General features: G+C 32.0%; 15 protein-coding genes. 3 read left to right on the forward strand and 12 right to left on the reverse strand.

Annotation, left to right across the window (positions count from 1 at the left end; all coding sequences use genetic code 11):
• Positions 1-68: 68 nt before the first annotated feature.
• The 8 genes from GAPWK_RS14245 to GAPWK_RS07580 form a co-directional block, all read right to left on the reverse strand.
• The gene (locus GAPWK_RS14245; protein WP_025315633.1) at positions 69-1,295 is read right to left on the reverse strand and encodes a hypothetical protein; all 1,227 of its coding nucleotides are present in this window, start codon (positions 1,293-1,295) and stop codon (positions 69-71) included.
• Between the two features lie 79 nt (positions 1,296-1,374).
• Entirely contained in the window at positions 1,375-4,032 is a 2,658-nt protein-coding gene (locus tag GAPWK_RS07545) for a DUF2345 domain-containing protein (RefSeq protein WP_158413588.1), read from the reverse strand.
• A 26-nt stretch (positions 4,033-4,058) separates the two neighbouring features.
• Positions 4,059-5,140 (reverse strand): IS3 family transposase gene (locus GAPWK_RS07550; RefSeq protein WP_407919837.1). Its coding sequence is split into 2 segments (ribosomal slippage): positions 4,059-4,885 and positions 4,885-5,140, totalling 1,083 coding nucleotides; the frame shifts between segments, so codons are not numbered across the junction.
• 51 nt (positions 5,141-5,191) lie between these two features.
• On the reverse strand, positions 5,192-5,539 hold the full coding sequence (locus GAPWK_RS07560) for a hypothetical protein (protein ID WP_148296402.1): 348 nt from the start codon (positions 5,537-5,539) through the stop codon (positions 5,192-5,194).
• Positions 5,540-6,513: 974 nt separating this feature from the next.
• Positions 6,514-7,533, reverse strand: a complete 1,020-nt coding sequence (locus GAPWK_RS07565; RefSeq protein WP_025315636.1) for a type VI immunity family protein — start codon at positions 7,531-7,533, stop codon at positions 6,514-6,516.
• Positions 7,534-7,584: 51 nt separating this feature from the next.
• Positions 7,585-7,812 carry a hypothetical protein gene (locus tag GAPWK_RS07570; protein WP_025315637.1) on the reverse strand — a complete coding sequence of 76 codons (228 nt, stop codon included), beginning with the start codon at positions 7,810-7,812 and terminating at the stop codon, positions 7,585-7,587.
• A gap of 571 nt (positions 7,813-8,383) precedes the next feature.
• A complete protein-coding gene (locus tag GAPWK_RS07575; RefSeq protein WP_025315638.1) occupies positions 8,384-9,184 on the reverse strand; it encodes an acid phosphatase in 801 nt (266 codons plus the stop codon).
• Between the two features lie 224 nt (positions 9,185-9,408).
• On the reverse strand, positions 9,409-10,125 hold the full coding sequence (locus GAPWK_RS07580; protein WP_025315639.1) for a GntR family transcriptional regulator: 717 nt from the start codon (positions 10,123-10,125) through the stop codon (positions 9,409-9,411).
• A 178-nt stretch (positions 10,126-10,303) separates the two neighbouring features.
• Between GAPWK_RS07580 and GAPWK_RS07585 the strand changes: the two genes are divergently transcribed.
• Complete coding sequence (locus GAPWK_RS07585) at positions 10,304-11,632, forward strand: 6-phospho-alpha-glucosidase (RefSeq protein WP_025315640.1); 1,329 nt, start codon at positions 10,304-10,306, stop codon at positions 11,630-11,632.
• Between the two features lie 112 nt (positions 11,633-11,744).
• Positions 11,745-13,325, forward strand: a complete 1,581-nt coding sequence (locus GAPWK_RS07590; RefSeq protein ID WP_038517359.1) for an alpha-glucoside-specific PTS transporter subunit IIBC — start codon at positions 11,745-11,747, stop codon at positions 13,323-13,325.
• Positions 13,326-13,498: 173 nt separating this feature from the next.
• Here GAPWK_RS07590 and GAPWK_RS07595 read toward each other — a convergent pair whose 3' ends face one another.
• The 4 genes from GAPWK_RS07595 to GAPWK_RS07610 form a co-directional block, all read right to left on the reverse strand.
• Positions 13,499-14,326: a hypothetical protein gene (locus GAPWK_RS07595; RefSeq protein ID WP_146206951.1), complete on the reverse strand. Its 828-nt coding sequence runs from the start codon at positions 14,324-14,326 to the stop codon at positions 13,499-13,501.
• 352 nt (positions 14,327-14,678) lie between these two features.
• Complete coding sequence (locus tag GAPWK_RS07600) at positions 14,679-15,914, reverse strand: M20 family metallo-hydrolase (RefSeq protein WP_025315642.1); 1,236 nt, start codon at positions 15,912-15,914, stop codon at positions 14,679-14,681.
• Positions 15,907-16,392, reverse strand: a complete 486-nt coding sequence (locus GAPWK_RS07605) for an L-2-amino-thiazoline-4-carboxylic acid hydrolase (protein ID WP_025315643.1) — start codon at positions 16,390-16,392, stop codon at positions 15,907-15,909. The genes GAPWK_RS07600 and GAPWK_RS07605 overlap by 8 nt, the downstream gene beginning before the upstream one ends.
• 55 nt (positions 16,393-16,447) lie before the next feature.
• Positions 16,448-18,829: an ABC transporter permease subunit gene (locus GAPWK_RS07610; protein ID WP_025315644.1), complete on the reverse strand. Its 2,382-nt coding sequence runs from the start codon at positions 18,827-18,829 to the stop codon at positions 16,448-16,450.
• Between the two features lie 521 nt (positions 18,830-19,350).
• Here GAPWK_RS07610 and GAPWK_RS14250 point away from each other — a divergent pair.
• Positions 19,351-20,046 (forward strand): DUF6710 family protein, encoded by a 696-nt coding sequence (locus GAPWK_RS14250; RefSeq protein WP_025315645.1) that lies wholly within the window; start codon positions 19,351-19,353, stop codon positions 20,044-20,046.
• The last annotated feature ends 249 nt before the right edge of the window (positions 20,047-20,295 follow it).

Here is a 20,295-nt window from a genome sequence, read left to right on the forward strand (position 1 = left end):
AATTGGTTGTTAATAAGTGTTTTTTTTAACACTTCCCTATTTGTTTCAATGCCATTTAATTTTCCGTTTTATGGTATTTTACTTATCACAAAAGCTGCATAAGAGTATCTCATAACATCAGCTAAAGTTGTATTATCTAGTAAATGATTCTTGACCTTACCCCATGAAAAACATGTAAGCTCTACTAGCTCAGTGAGTAGAGTTTGTTCAGTTACCTCATAACCATTTATTAACTTTAATTTATCTGCCAAAACAATCCAATGGTTTTTAGTTGGAATATTTATCAAGTCATTAAACATTCGTGATGTTATCAACATGACTACGTGCGTATCTTCACCAACATAAGAATTTAAGCGGCATAAATCTTTTAACGTTAATTTAGGACCTGTTATATGATTTATTATCTTTGTATTGATTTCGTAAATAATTTCGGCGCCAGCTTTTTTAAACCACGTTTTAAGATCCCCTGCTGTCGTAATACCCGGAATGTTATCATTAGGAGAATCATAATCAAAAAAACTATTTTCTGTATCTCTTAAACTTGCTAGAGTTATCCAATCAATAGCTGGAACTTTTGGTAAATATCCTGGCGGTTCATTTTTAAAAAAGTTTGTCGGATGACGACAATCATAACTAGGTTCTAGTTTTAATGTGCCAATCTTCGTTCTACCCGATTCCCAAAGTTCTTTCACCATCTGTTTATACAGATCTGGTCTATCGATCAATAAACAATAAAAAAACGCGGCCGGACCACATAGCATAGATCGATCTTGATTTGGATAATCCAATTTTGCTAATCGAAATGCCAAACCCTCTTCAATTTTTTCTTTCCTAAAAGGATCATGTTGATCACCGACAGGGTGTTCTTTAGCTTCAAAAGCTCTTGATTTAAAGGTCACCTTTACACTATATATGAATACATGACCGTTTTGGGTTTTTTCAGTTGTTTCATTGTATTCAAATTCCCTTGATAACCCCCATTTTTTATCAGCTGTTAAAAATCCTTTTAGAGGTATAATTGCTGTCATAGGTTCTGGTAACACTTCATATTCATCGTTACCTATTTTATGAAAAAGATTGAGTTCTAAGATATAAGATGTATTTTCAGTGGCAGAAATATCTAATGAGGAGTGAACCAATGTCCTCTTATCAGCTTGCAAATTTTGTTTTCCTGTTGATTTTAAAGCATAAATTTTATTACCTTTATCATCGATTTTATATAATTCCATTTCATAAACAATATATTTAGGATCAGTTTTAGTCTTAATATATGTTGATATGTTGTATATTGTCATTTAATTTTCATCCTTAAGATTAAGCTTATATCATTATTCTAAAAGTTAGTGAGTTAATATTTTTTAGCTTAATTCTTTACTAATTGATAAACTCGCCATTGCTTGTTTTGCTTATCAATAAGCGAATCGCAATTTTTTCTTCTTTTTTTGTATAAAATCTTTCCGTATATCCTTTATCATCTGTTTGCCCTTGTTTAACTGAACCATCTTCCATAAAGGCTAAATACTTTGTGTTTTTATATGGTTGATCTTCATCATTTACCATAAGGTATTTTAAGCTATATGTTTTACTTGATGAAAATTCGTTTGGCATAGCTTTAGGTAATAAAATTTCAAGTATATTTTTCGTTGCTGGTCCCATTTTCTGCATGGCATTACTTTTTATATAAACATTATCAGCCGTACCCAGTTCAATTCCTGCGCTACTGATTTTGATGTATGAACCACCACACATTAACGTTAGTTCTTCACTTGCGATAACCGTCAGTTCACCATCGACACTGTCTATTTTAATATCTTGCTTGGCGGCCATATTTAGGTTGGCATTTTGTGCTTGCACCTCAACATCACCTTGGTTGGCAAAGACTTTCATTCCTGATTTATGGGCAAATAGACCGATGGATTCACCGGATGAGACGGTTATGTTTTTTAATGCATTGATGTCAGTTTGGTTTTCACTGGTTACTGAAACGCTATTTGACGTTGACAGTTGGATGTTTTCAGGACTGGTTAAAGCGATACCTTCTTGTGCATAAGCAAGAATGCCACTTTGGGCTAACTGGGTTAATGTTGTTTTAAGTTGCTCCTGACTTTCAGTGTCCGCACCATGAGCTTCAGAAGCGGTTGCCGCATTTTGCAGTGCTTTGGCAATTGATAACGCATTTTCAAGCTGAGTAATGGCAGCTTGCATATCAAGTTGTTTACCCTGAGCTTTAGGCTCGGTCTGACTGGTCAGGTATAAGCCTTTATTGGCAGCAATTGCACCCCACTCATCGGTGCGCAGTTCAAACCCTTCACCTCGCTGGGTTTTGTTTTGGTCAACTAAATGCCCAATGTTAAGCTGGGTTTTACCATATTCGGTCGCTAACTTGATGTGCTCTTGTCCGCGTTTATCATCCATCCGTAACTTATTATTCGCCGGTGTGCGAATCACATTACGGTGTTTGTTTATGGTGGTCACATGGTCAGGGTGTTGACTGTCATGCATCGCATGCGCGATATAAGGTCGGTCTGGATTACCGTTAGTAAACGCAACTGCAACTTCTGTGCCGTCAATCAGTGGAAAGTGAAAACCATAGGTACTGCCGGCATACGGTTTAGCCAGCCTTAGCCATAAACTCTCTTCACCGTTTCGCCACTTTTTTAAGTCAAAGTTAAATTTAACCCGATAGCGCCCTTGTGTATCAATATAACCATAGGTGTCATTATTCGGACTGGTTATCCGTGCTGGTAAGGTGCCATCAATGGTTGGGAAAGGGATAGGCTCCGGGTGGTAAGGTTTTAATGGTTGGTAAGGTATCGCGGTAAAACTCAGTTCATAAGCCTCACTGCGGTTTCCCTGTCCTTGCACCGTTAATATCATTATCCCTTCATCTATTCCAGATATCGCACTGCCTTTGATGCGGATATGTTGACCTGGTGCTAAATTGGCTTGATTACTTTTACCTCGGATAAGAATTTGACGACTAATCGCTCGCTCATGACGAATGCGGGCATACCATTCACCACTTTCAACACCATTATTCGTATTACCAGAGTTAGTGCTAATATCACTGCTGTTGTTATTGCTATTACTACCGTTAGTATTATCGCTATTATTGTCGGTGTCATTACTATTGCCGTTACTGTCTTGACTGTCATCGGTATCGGTATCGATATCACCACTGTTTTCATCATCATTATTGTTGGTGTCACTATCAATTCCATTATTGCTTTTATCATTGGTATTTAACCCTTTATAGTGCTCATCATAACGGTAATCAGTGCCATAAGTGGTGTTATCTTTCTGTTGGCTGTTAACTTCACCCAGTAAATTCGCCTGTGCATTTCGGTAGTTATAATCCTGTACTTTTACTGAAGCTTCCACCATTTGACTGTGCAAGGTCATATCCCAGACACTTTCAACGCCGTTATCCAGTGTGCCACTTGGTTGTTTGTAGACAATATCAGCCACCTGCTGATAACCTTGTTCATAATCACTGATGACCATCACATCACAATTGTGTTCACCATGGGTTTCAAATCGGAAATAGACGCCCACATCAGCAAGCAGTCTTTGAATAAACTCAAGGTCACTCTCTTGCCACTGGGTGATAAATTCACGCTCTGGGTATTGCTCTTTAAGTGCTAAACGATAATCAATCCCTGTATAACCATGACCGCGCAATACCTCTTCAACCACACTGATAACGCTCTGATTTTGAAAAATAGCACAGTTATGACTTAATGCCAGTTTGGCTAATTGCGAGGACAAAACCACCTGATAACGGGCTTCGTCATTACTCACCGATAACTGACTGAACTGGGTTATCACACCATAAAAAGTGCGTGAGCCGCCTTGAGATAATAATGAGTTTAAGGAATTAAGTGGATTGAGTTGCGTTAAAGAGTTAAGTGAATCAAGTGGATTGGATTGTGTAAACTTATCTAACTGTTTTAATGGCTCGGACTGTTTTAATGCTTGTAAAGGATTGGCGGAGGTTAAAGAATTGAGCGCATCAAGTTGTAAATACCCCATTGTTAGCACACAAATCAAGTAGAAAATCATGCTATTTGCTTCATGTTTCTATATTCAATTGGTGTCATATTATTTAATGCTTCATGCGGTCTTTCTGTGTTATACATTTCTAACCACTCTTCGGTTATTTTTCTTACTTGTTCCAGATTTTTAAATAAATACAGATCTAATACCTCCGTTCGATATGTGCGGTTAAATCGTTCTATATAGCCGTTTTGATAAGGACTACCTGGTTTAATATAATCTAGGGTTATTCCATGTGATTTTGCCCAACTTGTAAATCTGTTTGAGGTAAATTCTGTGCCATTATCAACGCGTATTTTTAATGGATAACCGTGATATTGAGCCAGTCTGTCTAAATAACGGGTAATTCTACCTGCCGATAAACTGACCGCAATATCAATGCCTAATGCCTCTCGATTAAAGTCATCAATAACATTAAAGGTTCTAAATCGGCGGTGATTTTGAGAACTATCACTCATAAAATCCATTGACCAACATTCTCCCAAACGACTTGGTACTGATAATGGCTCTGGATAACGTTGGGGCAATCGTTTATTGCGTTTAGAACGAATATTGAGTTTTAACTGACAATAAACTCGATAAATCCGTTTATGATTCCACGTATATCCCAGTTTCCTGATTCGATGAAAACACTTAGGAAATCCCCAACGTAAATGCTTGTCTGTTATTGACTTAAGTAATGAAATAATCATAGTGTCATCTGCCGATTTAGGTTGATAGTAGTAAGCACAGCGACTTAAATTCACAATAGTGCAACTCATTTTAATTGTTATACAGTATTGTGACTGTAGTGTTTGTGCCCAACTCTTACGAACTGCCGTCGGCACTATAGCTTTTTTATTATTTCTTGCTGGAGCTGAGAAGTTAAACTTAATTCAGCATACATCTGTTTAAGTTTACGATTTTCAGCTTCCAGCTGTTTTAACCGCTTAATGTCCGATGATTGCATACCGCCATATTTATCTCGCCATTTATAAAAAGTAGAAACGGCCATACCATATTTACGGCAAAGCTCTTTAATAGGGATACCAACTTCAGCTTCTTTTAAAATGGAGACAATTTGGTGTTCCGATAATTTTTTCATATTGAAATTCTCCTTAAAAATATTATAGAGAATTTTCTACTTTTTTATGTACTATTTTAGGGGATAGTTACAAAGTCCTTTCGTTGCAATATCACTTAAATGGTTAGAATTCGCCGAGTTAAAACTCAAACGGGCATTTTGATTAAGAAATGACTCGACAAGAAGATGTTTATTTGAGCTGGTAAAAGTAATAGTGTAATACCAAGGCTGGTTAAGTTGTTCATTACCTTCAACCTGTAAGATTGAAACCTCAGCAGGTAAATCTTCGATATTTAATGTATAACGATTGTGACCCGCGCCATTAACCAAACCATTCTTTAAACCACGACTTAAACCATTCCCCAACTGACTAATCAGATTGGTTAATCCTTTATCCATGTTATCCTCGATATATTTCATATACATAGCAAATACGACTATGCTTTATTGAACTGTGTTTATTGTTATTAATAATTATTTAGTGTTATTTTTTACTAATGGTTTGATTATTTTAAAATTTATTATTATAAGAAAAACGCTTTAATGAATTCACGTTAAAAAACAACCTAAAAAAGAGTATAAAAATACCCTGTTTTGGGTATTTTGCAACCTTTTTTTGAAATTTTCTTTAACTTAAATTAGATAGATAACTTACTGATATCATTAATTAATTATCAAAATATAATTAAAATATATTACTTAAGAATTATCAAAAAAGGATTAACAAAATTTTGCTTTATTAGGTTTTATATTGAATGTTTTGCTCAGAATTTTTATTAAAAGTTATATATAAAAAATTCTTTTGACTGAAACATACCCATAACCTCAAACTTTTTGACAAAATGACTGACAATACAACAATAAAAATTATTTTTTTAAAATCTATAGGATCAAAGATAGTGAATAAGCTTTTAGTGTGATTAAATGATTGAATTAACTTTTATATAAAAAGTTAATTATATTAGTTATTTATAATTTATTTTGTAAAAAATATTCAGGAGTGTATATCATTTCATTTTTTTAATTCAGTTAAGATTTCTGAAATAAATAAAAAATCATGAATTATTGAAAAAATTGTGATTTTTAATAATTTAAGGTTTTATTTTGTTCAACAATCTATATCTAAAATTTAAGTCTAAAACGATTTTTTAATAAGCACTATTGTTGACCTAAAACTTTTCATAAAATAAAGTTTCAGCTTGAAACAAGTATTTTTACATAAAATAGATTTAAACCAGAATGTATACCCGATCTAAAACTATTTAACAATAGTCTAAAAAACTAATGTTGATAGTAAAAGATCAGGTATTTTATAAGTTAGTTAAAAAGTCTAACTAGAGGAATAAAAATACTTTAATAAATACATTTCAAGTTTCATTTAGCCCAACATTTTGCTAATCTTCAGAATCTTTTGATGGAAGATCAGTTGGAATTACATCATCGAAACGAGATTGCCATCCTTTAGAAGTTTGGCTATCTTGAATTTTACCGTTATTTGAAGTAAACCCAAATGAAGCTATCATTGGAGCTCGTGCATTTTTTAATAATGCATTAGCATTAACATAATGTTCAGGATAAGGATTACGACTAATATCACAAAATTCTGGCACTTCACCAGCCTGAACCATTACTCCGCCAGTGTAGGGATGAAAAATAACGCCCTCATCACTATTTTGTTGTTTAACTTCATCAAGGCTACCTAGTTTTTCAGTGAATAGTTCTTCACTAAGTATTGTTAGCCAGTTAATGCTTTTAAATCCGTCTCTGAAATGTTTATCTTCTTCATCAGTAGAAATATCTAGTCCTAAATATTTGCGTGCTAATTCACCTTCTAAATATTGAAAATCATAATATTTATAACGCTGCCTTATGCCTAAACCAAAAAAACCATGTAAAGGTTTTAAAATTTGACTTACTTGTCGGATGAATTCTACTAATTTATCAACACCAAAATATTTCAATTCATAAATTGGCAAATAAATTTGTAAATAACTAACTGTGTTGAATTTTTTTTCAAGAGATTCAGATCTTGATAAGACTTTAATTAAATAATCAGGGATTAAATATAATTTCTCTACATTGCTCCAATAAAAACTTAATGTATCTAAACAAAAGCCATTATTAAGTATTATTTTTTGAGCTAAACTAATATTTTGATACTGATATAACGTATTCGGATCCCCATCACCAAAACCATAATTAAGATATTTTCCCCAATATTTATCGTATAATGATAAAACTTGATTAATTGCTTGACGTTTTTCGGGTTTATAAGATTTGTCTAAATAAAAGCATCCAATTAACCCTATTTTTAAAGCATTTTCAGTATGATCCAAGTCTAAATAACGACCAAAACTAAACTTATCATAGTTTGATTTATATTCTTCTAAGAGTTGCTGCAATTTATCGTTCATTAGCTTATCCTATTTTTTATATGACATTACATTAGTGAATACTTAACTGTATTACATATGAAACGTTTGATTTGTTTTAAGGCATTGAGAATTAATTGATAAAATATTAGCTAAACTGATATAAATGATAGTATGATACCAGTATTGATCTAATTGATTTTTATGTACAACATTTAATAATGATATGATTAAATTCTTTTCATGGAATTCTAAAGCATAATGATTATGACCAAAATTTATGCATAATCGACCCATGAATTCTAGTGATTCATTTTTCATACTTTTCTCCTGTTTTAACCCCTACATACTGTAATGATTAATATTGATATATTTTTTATTAGTAATTTTTTAAATTTTTTTATTTAACATCTTGATTATCATTATGATGAATGTAAATTTATTGATATTAAATTAACTATAAATTTACAAAAGTTAACAAAAAATAATCAAATGTAATATATAAACTACCTGTTTTATAATAATTTGCAACCATTTTGTGTCTTTATTCTAATTTTTTAGATTACTTTCAATATTTTGAACGAAATTTATACAAAGATAGGTTTGTTAAGAATCAGTAAATTTTATTATTTATTTGTGTGTTGCCTATAAGTTTTTATTTACTTTTTTAATTAATAGATAATTGAGCCGATATTCAAATAAAAAATATAGAATTATATAAGGGATCTATATAAAAATGGCATATCAATAACTTTCCTAAAAAACATCAATAAAAAATATATTTAATGCTATATTGATTAATAATTTATTTGGTAATATTTTATTAACCTATTAATTAAAAATAATTTTTATTATATTCTTCAATTTCTATACTGAATGATAAAAAGTCATTTCACTTAATTTTTTTGTTAACTAAATTAAGCTGATTTTGAACTTCTTCGGTTGCTTTTTGAAGATCTTCTTGAAACTTGGGAATAGTGAGTAAACGAGAATATTCAACAGCGCCTACAAGTCGTCCTGCATCCACATCACTTTGCCAATGAGCACCACAGATCATTCGACTCTGACCAAATTCATATCCACGTTTTATAATTGCTTCAGCGTGTAATGGAGCTATTTGAGCAAGTACTAATGCTAAAGTCCACCCATAAGAAGTATGTCCAGAGGGAAACGATCCGTTTTGACGTAAACGATCTTCTTCATCTTCAGGTTGACATGTGTGATTACCAAAGTAGACAAATGGGCGCTCTCTTTTATATGCTTCTTTCGCTGTTTTAGTCGCATTATCAGCTGAATCTACCAAGAGATCGCCTAGCATTTTATATAAAATTGGAGTTGTTTCAGGTGAAATTGTAACTCCTAAAGGGACAGAAAAAATTTTAGCAACATTTGAAGTATGTAAGTCAGCATCGATCGTTGCTTGTTTCCAGCGTTCTGTTCCTTTAAGGTTATATCCATGAAGATAAGAAATTTTATCTGCTTCAAATTCAGGAGAGCCTTCTTTTGGGTAGATCGGCAAATATTCTTTACTACTCACAGCTTGCTCAGCGGTATGATAAGTAACTCCTATTTCATGACCTAAAAAATCCTCTGTCGAGCCTTTTTGGAAAGCGAATGATGTTGAGAAAGATAGAGAGCAATATAGTGTAGAAATAAATATTGTCAGTTTTTTAACGCTTACATTTTTTTTCATTATTTACTCCTATTATCTAATTTATATTCAACAACAACGAGTCAACTACGAAGAACTTGAAATTATAAAAACGCGATAAGTTAGTGGAGTACCTAAGCTCTAATTTTTTTTATATTATAAAACCTACGTGTTATAGATTATACGATATTTTAACTTTCTACAATAATATAATGATTTATAGAAATCATTTTTTTAAGTTATCTCTAATATTACCCAATTGGTTATTAACCTAATCCTCTGCGGGCAATATATTCAAATCTATACTGAAATCCTCTTAAATATTGAATACTGTATTCAAACCTTTCGCCTGTCTTCAACTCACTAACTGAGCGAAGTCGTAATACTGGATGGTTTGTATCAATGTTTAAATGTTTTGCAACAATATTGGTTGCCAACACTGGTTTTACGTCTTGCTTACTATGAGATATTTGATAACCCTTCTGATTTTCAACATAATAATACTTTGATGATTGCATAACTTTTACGCTTAAATCAGGAAATAGTGAAAGAGGCATATAGCTTTGCTCTAAAATTTCAGGTTCATCATCAATTGTTCTTATTCGTATTATTGAAAATATTGGCGCTCCAATTTCTATTTTTAATTGATTCGCAATAGCCGGTAAAGCTTGTTCCAATTGAAAATGTATTACTTTTGTACCTGCTATTCGACCTAATGAAGTAATATTTTCATCAAATCCTTTTAATTGAATAGCATCATGTTTGGCTGAATTATATTTTACATAAGTACCACTTCCTTTAATTCTCTCTACAAGCCCAAGATTTTCTAATTGCTCAAGTGCTTTACGAATAGTTACACGACTGACTTTATAGAGATCTTGTAAGGCCTGTTCAGTAGGTAATACATCTTCTAAATCTAATTCGCCAGAATAAATTTTTTGTTCAAAAGTTTCAGCTATTTGTCGGTAAAGTGGTTTTGCCATTTAAAGTCTCAACAGGTTAAGTTTAGGTCATTTTATCATTTAATTAGCAAATAGAGATTAAAAATATTTTGTGATCATTTTCACATTTGTATTAAATAAGTATTATTTTAAATAATACTTATTGGTAACATATTTGTACTTTATTTGTTTTTATTCAACAATACAATTAGGAAATAATATGAAAAAGATCAATTTAACTGTCGTTGGGGCGGGAAGTACTTATACGTTAGGTATTATGAGAAGTCTGATTACTGAAAAAGATAATTTTCCTTTAAAAAGAGTTGTTTTCTATGATATTGATGCACCTCGTCAAGAATTAAACGCTAAAGCAACAAAAATAATGTTTCAGGAGCTTTATCCAGAAATTGAAGAATTCATCTATACCACAGATAGAAAAGTTGCTTTTGAAAACTCCGATTTCTTTTTTATGCAAATCCGAACAGGTGGATTAAAAATGCGGGAGCGTGATGAGCAAATACCTCTTTCGCATCAGTGTGTGGGTCAAGAAACCTGTGGTGCAGGAGGTATGGCTTATGGTTTACGATCTATTGGTGACATGATAGATCTTATTCGTGATATCCGAAGCTATCAAAAAGAGGCTTGGATCTTAAATTATACTAATCCTGCAGCTATTGTTGCCGAAGCTTTAAATAGAGAATTTCCTGATGACAAGCGAATTTTAAATATTTGTGATATGCCTGCAGCGATAATGGTAAGTTATGCCAAATTACTTGGCTGTCAAATTTGGGATTTTATACCGGAATATTTTGGTCTAAATCATTATGGTTGGTTCACCAAAATAAAAAATAAACAAGGAGAAGATCTTACACAAAAGATAAAAGATATCATTTTAAAAGATGGTATTAGCGCAGTTGATTCAGTTATTGCCAATGATCCATCTTGGCAAGCAACTTTTAAAAATATGGAAATTATGTTAAGGGATAATCCTGAATTTCTACCAAACACTTATTTACAATATTATTTGTATCCGGAAAAAATGGTTAATAAAGAGGATATCAATAATACCAGAGCTCGTCAGGTTATTAATGGACGGGAAAAACATGTATTTGAAATGTGCCGTCGAATCATCGAAAAAAATTCAATCCAAGGGGAAGATGTTCATGATGATATACATGGTCGTTATATGATCCGCGTAGCGTCATCCTTAGCTTACAACAAAGGCGATATTTATCTTGTCATTGTTCCTAACAATGGAGCTATTAATAACATTCAAGATGATGCAATGGTTGAAATCCCATGTATGCTCACATCAGATGGCCCTAAAGCGTTTGCTATCGGTAATATTCCAACATTCCAAAAAGCAATGATTGAAATCCAATTAGGCTATGAAAAACTTGTTGTTGATGCTTGGTATGAAGGTTCAAAACAAAAGCTTATTAATGCATTAACACTCAATCGAACAGTAGTTAATGTACCTAAAGCGAAAATAATCGTCGAAGAAATATTAAACGAAAACAAAAAATATCTACCGCAATTTTTTAAATAATTAATTTAGTTGAAACAAATAACACTAGGGTTGATCTCAACCTTAGTGCTAACTTGAGTCATCAACAAATTAAAATGAATATTAATCAATATATTAAAGGATTAATGTCTATATGAGAAATACAATTCAACGCTTTGGTGCAGCAATGTTTGTTCCGGTTTTATTATTCCCAGCTGCCGGTATTTTACTAGGTTTAACAGTAGTTTTACTTAATCCACATTTATTTCCATTCGCTACAGAGGGGTCTACGTATGTAAAAATTCTTGGCATATTGCAAAAGGCATCGATGGTTTTATTTCAAAATATGCCGATGCTTTTCGCTCTTGGTTTACCTATTGCTTTAGCCCAAAAAGCATCTGGGCGTGCAGTGCTTGCAGCTTTTATTTCATATCTTACTTTCAACTATTTTATTGGTGGGATTATTGATGTATGGAGTGAGGAGTTAGGAATAAATTATCAAACAGGACAAGCAGGATTAATTGAAATTTGTGGTGTACTAACTTTAGATACCTCAATTGTTGGCTCAATTCTAACTGCAAGTTTCACCGTTTGGCTCCATAACCGTTTTTATGATTTACGCCTACCAGAGTGGGCAAATATATTTACGGGAACTCCAATTATTGTCGTTCTTAGTTTTCCTTTAATGCTAATTCTAGCTATCTTAACCGTTATTGTTTGGCCACCAATCCAAAGTGGAATACAAAGCCTTCAAGTTATTATCTTAAATTCTGGCGCTATTGGGGTTTGGTTATTTACTTTTTTAGAACGCATTTTAATACCAACTGGTTTGCACCATTTTGTCTATGGACCAATTTATTTCGGTCCGATTGTTACTGATGGGGGAACAGTTAATTATTGGATTTCACACATTTCAGAATTTGCAGATAGCACTAAATCATTAACAGAACTTTTTCCTCAAGGAGGATTTATGCTCATTGGTATGGGAAAAGTATTTGGTTGTACAGGTATCTCAATGGCAATTTATTCAACTGCCAAGCCTGAAAATAAAAAAATGGTCTTTGGGTTATTAATTGGTGCAACAATCACTGCAGTTTTAACAGGTATTACTGAACCTATTGAATTTACGTTTTTATTTATTGCTCCAATGCTATTTTTTGTTCATGCTCTTTTAGCTGCCACAATGGCAACTATTATGTTTATGTTTGGTGTGTCAGGAAATTTCTATTTGGGTGTCATCGATTTTATTTTCCAAAATTGGTTACCATTAGGTGCAAATCATTGGGTTACTTATGTTATTCAAATTGTGATTGGATTGTCTTTCACAGCAATTTACTATTTTGTATTTAAATTTCTTGTCATTAAGTTTAATTTGATGACTCCAGGACGAACAGATAGCAATATAAAATTATTTACTAAAGCAGATTATAAAAATAGTAAACATAACACAACAACTAATATTCAAACGGATGAAGTCGAAAAAGAAGATGATGAAATTAAACAAAAGGCGATAGCTTTTCTTGAAGGTTTAGGCGGAAAAGATAATATTTCACATCTAACTAATTGTGCAACTCGGCTACGAGTCCAAATTATCAATCCTGAATTAGTATATGATGTCGAATATTTTCAAAGTAATGGCGCAATAAATATCGTAAATAAAGGCAAATCTATACAAATTATCGTAGGATTAACTGTACCTCTTGTTAGAGAAGAGATAAATGCCTTAATGAAGTAAAACCATTCTATTGAAAAGGCAATACAAGTATCTTTCTATTTTATATTGCCTTTTTATATTCGGTTATTTAACAAAAAAGTTATTTAATTAGTAAATTGAATAATAAGCCTTATTGCTAACCCAATAAATGATTAATTTGAATTCAATTATTTTTTCTATAACCGAAAAATATTTTAATTGATATCAGTCATCACACATAAATACTCTAACCATTTTTTTATATCAATTTTTTCGCCATTTTCAAATTCTATTTTAGCCTTAATATTCTCAATCGGAACCAAAGCACTTTTCTGTTTTGAAACGCTTTTCATCTGGATGGCTTTGTCATTATTATGAAAAATATAATATTTTTCGATTTCAAATAGTTCTTTATTGTTATTTATAGTTATAAACACTTTTGTTGGGGGATCAAAGGTAAAAATATACTTTTCATTAAGAGTTAATTGCTTTCGGACATGATCAGCAAATTTAAATATCTTATTTAATTCCAGCTTTAACACATCCTTACATAAAGACTTAAAGCTATAACATGTTGCATTAATAGTAATTTTAATCGACGATGTAAGTTCATTGAATGCAATTCGTTCAATTTGATGACCATTTGCAACAGATAGATAAAAATTTCCATCCTCTTTTAAGCACAATTGTTTTATATAACCACTAAAATTTTTGTTATTATCGGGTAACCTAAAATTTGCAAATATTGCATCACCTTCCCAAATAAGAGCAACACCTTGATTCATCCTATAATCCAAATATTCATAACTTTTCTCATTATTTCTAACCGTTTTTGTCACATTAGGTTTAACCAATTTTTTAAGTAACCATTTATCATGATAAATCAGTTTGATAATGAAAATAGATAAACACCCAAAAATGATTATCAAAGAGATGAGTTTCAAATAAGAAACAAATTCATACATAAAAGCATTGTTCAAATATGGTATCAAAACCAATACGGAGACCACCAAAAATAGCTTTATCGTTATTACTTTTTTCATTAATTCCTTTCCAAAAAATCCAATTTAAACCAATCACATATTAAATAAATACCATATTACTACTTACTAAGCATTAGTTTATTCTCAACTGTAATAATAGTTATTTTAAATTAATAAGTTAAATGCATTTTATTACAAACATGCGTCAGTTTGCTAGAATGAAAAGATAAATCTTCCATAATATTTTTGGTAACAGAGTTTTTTACATTGTTGTAAAACCTTCATTGACAAATAAGTTACAGAATAAAAGTAATGTACAAATTATTGCATATTTTCTTTAATCTATTATGACAACTCATTAATTGTTAATGTATAAACATTCTTATTATTATCTTTACAACAATGAAATAACTTACCTCGTTAAATCTAATAACGTATCAAGTAAAACATCTGCTCCAGCTTTACACCAAGACGTAGTTATCGATTCGGCTTCATTATGACTTATTCCTTTAATGCAAGGAATAAATATCATTGAAGTGGGGGCAATTGTACTTAAATGACATGCATCATGCCCTGCGCCCGAAATCATCTCAATTGCAGAATAATTATTTTTAGCTGTCGCATGCTTAACAGAATCAATACAGCCTTGATCGAAATGTATAGCTGACATATTCAGTACTTTTTTGATATCAAGTTTTAAATTTAATTTTTTTGCTATATTAGATAATAGAGCGTACATTTTTGTTTCAAAACTTTCTAACAAATCTGAATCATAATGCCGTAAATCAATAGTAAAAAAGCAATCTCCAGCAACAACATTACGAGAATTAGGACTAACCGTTATCATACCAACCGTTAAGCGAATATCTTTACTGTTAGGATTTAAAGCTAATTGATTCAAAGCGGTCACACATTCAGACAATCCTACAACTGCATCTTGGCGCATATTGACTGGTGTAGTTCCTGCATGAGCAGCCAAACCAGTCAAATTTACTTCATACCAACGTTGGGCAAATGCACCTTTAACAATACCAATAGTTTTGTTTTCGAGTTCCAATATAGGCCCCTGTTCAATATGAGCCTCGATAATAGCTTTAATAGAATAATTTTCTGTATTATCACTCCCCAAATAGCCTATTTTTTCTAAAGCTTGTTTTACTGTGATTCCATCTTGATCTTTGATTGCATAAGCTTCTTCAAGTTTCAACTTACCCGTAAAAACAGCAGAGCCCATCATAGCAGGTGCAAAACGTGAACCTTCTTCATTCGTCCACATGACTAATTCAATTGGATGATTGGTCTCAATATTAAAATCATTCAAAGTTAATAGCACTTCCAAACCAGCTAATACGCCATAAATGCCATCATAGCGCCCTCCTTTAGGTTGGCTATCACCATGAGAGCCTGTCATAACAACGGGTAAGTCCTTAAGGCCTTCTCTGCGTATGAAGATGTTTCCGATTGCGTCTATGCGTACTTTGAAGCCAGCAGATTGGCTAATTTGAATTAATAAATCACGTGCTTGTTTATCTACCATTGTTAATGTTAAACGAGTCACACCACCATTATCCGTCCTACCTATTTGTGCGAAATCATCTAATAATTTTTCAAGGCGTTTTATATTAATTTGAGGCTGTATATTATTCATCATTTTTAACTCGCAGACAGTAACGAAAATCACAAATACCATCGCCCATCATAATTGTATGAGGACGGTCTAAATTAACTTGTGGTGCATAACCTTCTATGAATTTACTATCCCGATTACACGATAATAGAAAACCGATTTCAGCTAATCCCATTTCTTTATACATTTCAGCATATTTACAGCGATGAACATTATAGTCATACTTTTCATGGCTATTCTCAACAACAGTGATTGTTAATGCATCATCTTGTTCCCAAAGATGTTGTAATGCTACAAAACTCTCAACACTGGTACCATTTGGTTCTTTAGCAGCAAACTCTTTTCCTGCCTCAATAGCTGCTTTTGCAACAGCCTCTTCAATAACAGCTTTGGCTGCCTCTTTTCCGTAATTTCTTATTAATATTTCATAGATCGGCTTGATTATTTCAGCTTCGATTTTACGACGATGTAAAATACCTATTTCGGGAAATTCTTGCATCACTTATACCTCATTTACTCATATTTAACTATTGATCCTATTAATGTGTATTAAATTAATGTTCACTTTGGTTTAAAAATTGTTGTAGACGTTTATCATCACAATTTTTTAAAATATCAGGACTATCATCATGGATGATCTGACCTTTTTCCATAAAGATGATACGATTTGAAACTTTAAATGCAAAAGACATTTCATGAGTGACAATTAACATAGTCATACCTTCAGTTGCTAACTGTGCAATTACAAGCAAGACTTCATTAACTAGTTCAGGATCCAGAGCTGAAGTAGGCTCATCGAATAGCATAATGCTTGGTTCCATAACAAGTGCTCGAGCTATCGCAACTCTTTGCTGTTGCCCTCCAGATAATTGATGCGGGTATTTATTGGCATGTTCTAGCATTCCAACTTTATCTAATAAAGCTAATGCCAATTGTTTACTGTTTTCTAGATCTTTATCATGATATTGCGGTGCTAAAAGTAAATTTTCTAAGACAGTTTTGTGAGGAAATAAATTATAGTTTTGAAAGACCATTCCAAGGTGAACAATACGGTTGTAAAATTGTTTATCATGTAATTTTCGTCCTTCAATAAAAGGAATTCCTTCGAATTTAATTGTTCCTTCATCCAAATTTGATAATCCGTTTATGGTTCGTATAAGAGTTGTTTTGCCGGAGCCTGATGGTCCTATTATTGAAATAACATCACCCCAATTAACATTTAAATTTATATTGTTTAATACTTTTGTATGTCCATAATTTTTATTCAAATGTTGCAACTCTAACACATACTTGCTTGTTTTATTAGTTGATAAAGAATCGCTCTCTTTTTTGGAAACGGAATCAAGGGTAATAAATTGAATTTTTTCGTTGTTAGCCCTTTTTGTGACGTCTAAATAAACCTCAAAGCGTTTAATTAACCAAGTCACTATTGTCACGATTGCAACGTAATAAATAGCAACAACCGTTAATGTTTCAATTACCAAAAAATTACGCGTATAAAGCTGTTGGCCAACTAATAGAATTTCTGTTAAAGAAATAACTGACACTAATGATGTTAATTTTATGATTGTGACTAATTGATTAGTCAATGGCGGAAGTGCTATTCTCAGTGCTTGAGGAAAAACAATTTTAGTTTGAATCGCCCAATATCTTAATCCTAAAGCTCTGCCTGCATCTATTTGGTCATTTGAGACAGCTTGTAATGCACCTCGATGAATTTCAGCCATATAAGCACTTTCACTAAGAATTAAAGCAATAAGCCCTGCCCAAAATGGATTAGATAGAATGACACTACTTGCCTCCCAAAATCTTGGTAAGCTATAAATATAAATTAATAAAACGAGTAATGGCAAACTTCTAAATAACCAGATATACAATGATGTAACCTTGATTAAAATAAACTGTTTTGAACGATTACCTAATGCCAATAGCAAACCAAAAAGTAGCGCACTTATCCAAGCCAAACAACTTAAAGAGATAACTGTAAAACTGGCTTTTACAAAATTTGGATTGATTAATTCGTTAAAGAAATAATTCCAATTAAAGCCTTTTTGTTCAATCTTATTGTTGTTTTTTAGATTGCCATCTAGATCTGTTGCGATATAGTCTAAATTGTCATTCAATAAAGTTTGACTAGGGTAAGCTAGATTATATTTTTTAAGCAAAGCATCATACTGTCCCGATTGTTTTGCCATTTTAATAAGATCAACTAAATTTTGTTTAAACACCATATCATTTTTACGTACTGCTAAACCAATCAGAACTGGATTTAGCATGTTTTTACTGGTAATTTTCAATGTATTGTTTAGCTGATTTATAACCATATTAGCTACAGCTGCATCTTCATATTGAACATCAACACCATGTGAAAGCAGCGCTTGTGAGGCTTCGGGAGCACTTGGATACTCCTTCACAATAATTGGGTTCAAATTGTTTGATTTGCAATAAGTCTGACTAACCTGATTCATGGTTTCAATCCATGCAGCCCCTTTCATAGAAGAGACACTTTTACCACATAAATCTTTTAAAGTTTGCGGGTTAAAATTATCATTTTGTCGAACAAGCAAAACGCCACCAGTTTGTAAATAAGGAATAAAATCAACCTGTTTAGCACGCGTTGCATTTACATATAGTGCACTTGCAACAACATCATAATGCCCTGATTCAAGTCCAATAATGATATTTTCAATTCGGGTATCATTAAAATAAGCTGTTTTATTGGCTTTTTCGGCCAACAACCGCATAAAATCGGGATCAAAACCTTCAGCTTGATTGTTTTCTAAATAAGCAAAAGGTGCATAAGTCAAATCAATGCCTACTTTTAATGTCTCAGATTTTTCATCGATGACAGCTATAGTTAAAGGACTTATAAAGATAAAAATAAAGCCAATGATAATTCTTAGAATTTTTTCATTAGATAATAGGAAAGAGGACATAACTTTTCCATCCTTGTCTGGTTTCAATACAAAAATAGATTACATTGATATTGTTTGGATGAATTTGATTATAATTAGATAGAAATATTTAAATAATAATAAATAGTTATATTGTTATATCATTTAAGTATATAGACCAAATAAGTGATTAGTTTGCGATAATTTGAGTGATGCGATGTGGTCGGACTTGAAAATGGATTATTAAAACCTTTTTGAAAAAAGCATTTCTTTTTCTTAATTAAAGAAATAGTCCCTAATATAGTCCCAAAACAATAAATGACCACTAAATTAGGTATTTTAATCTTGCCAAATTGAAAGGTTAAAAAATTGATTTTAGAATTTTGGACGGTGTTAAAATTTATCTAGATGAGTAGTTACCGTTAATTATGTTTTAGATTTTATCCACCACCCATAAAAATAAAATTTTATAAAAAATGTTCATGGTATTAACTTACTTCATTTATAATCATATTAGAATTATTAATCATAAAAATGCCTAATAAATGAAAAATGAGGTTAACATGAGTATCTATTTTTCTAAAAGAAAGAATATTACTTCTTTGAAAAATAATCAATTTATTAATCTTATGGAGTGGGCGAATAAGATTGCGAATCAAAACTCATCTTGTTTTTCTAAGAATGAAGCCTTGTATGATTTGATAAAAATAGTGATGAAACCAATACAAGCAGAACACATTAGAAATGCTTATTTAAAGCAAAAACATCATGCCATAAAAGGAATTGGTTTATACCAGGATTTCCTTTGTTCACATAGTATAGTATACGAAATCTTGGCTAATTCTACACAACATTCGAATTCAACAAGTCACCACTCACTCAAACTAGCCTCTGATATTATTTTACCTACTGCTTGGCATCCTACTAGCTTAGTTTGTAATCTAGGTTCAATAGGAAAGAAAAATCGCAAATGTGGAGAATTTAAACAAGATATTAATCATGATGTAACGCTTGTATTGCCAATGAAAATTGGTTTTGTAAACGGAGGAAACCACTCTATTATTCAAGGAATACTTTCTGGTAATGGAGAAATATATCCACAGACAGTAATAGACCTCTCAAACAAATTAAATGAGATCTATTTCAATGGAACACAATGGATTCACACAGCTTCCGAGCAAGTTATCGGAGAACCTCGATATTCTGAATTTGGTTGGATATGGGAAATATCAAAATTATTAACAAATAACATTGAGTAAATCCCGAATTAAGGTAACCTCATAATAAAAAATGATATTTAACTTTGTTCTTCAGATCTTGGTAGCCAAACTTTGCTTATATCTATTTCTGAATTTGTTCTCATCCCAGAATTAGTACATTTTTTAAAATAAGTCTTCTAGTTTTCATTTTTAGCTCAATTTAATGATGTGCCAAAGCTGTTTAATGAAAGTGGATTATTTAGGATCAGCTAACTCATTAACTAGTAGCATCACAATTGAGGATAACTC

This window comes from Gilliamella apicola (assembly GCF_000599985.1).
In the GTDB taxonomy this organism is placed as follows: domain Bacteria; phylum Pseudomonadota; class Gammaproteobacteria; order Enterobacterales; family Orbaceae; genus Gilliamella; species Gilliamella apicola.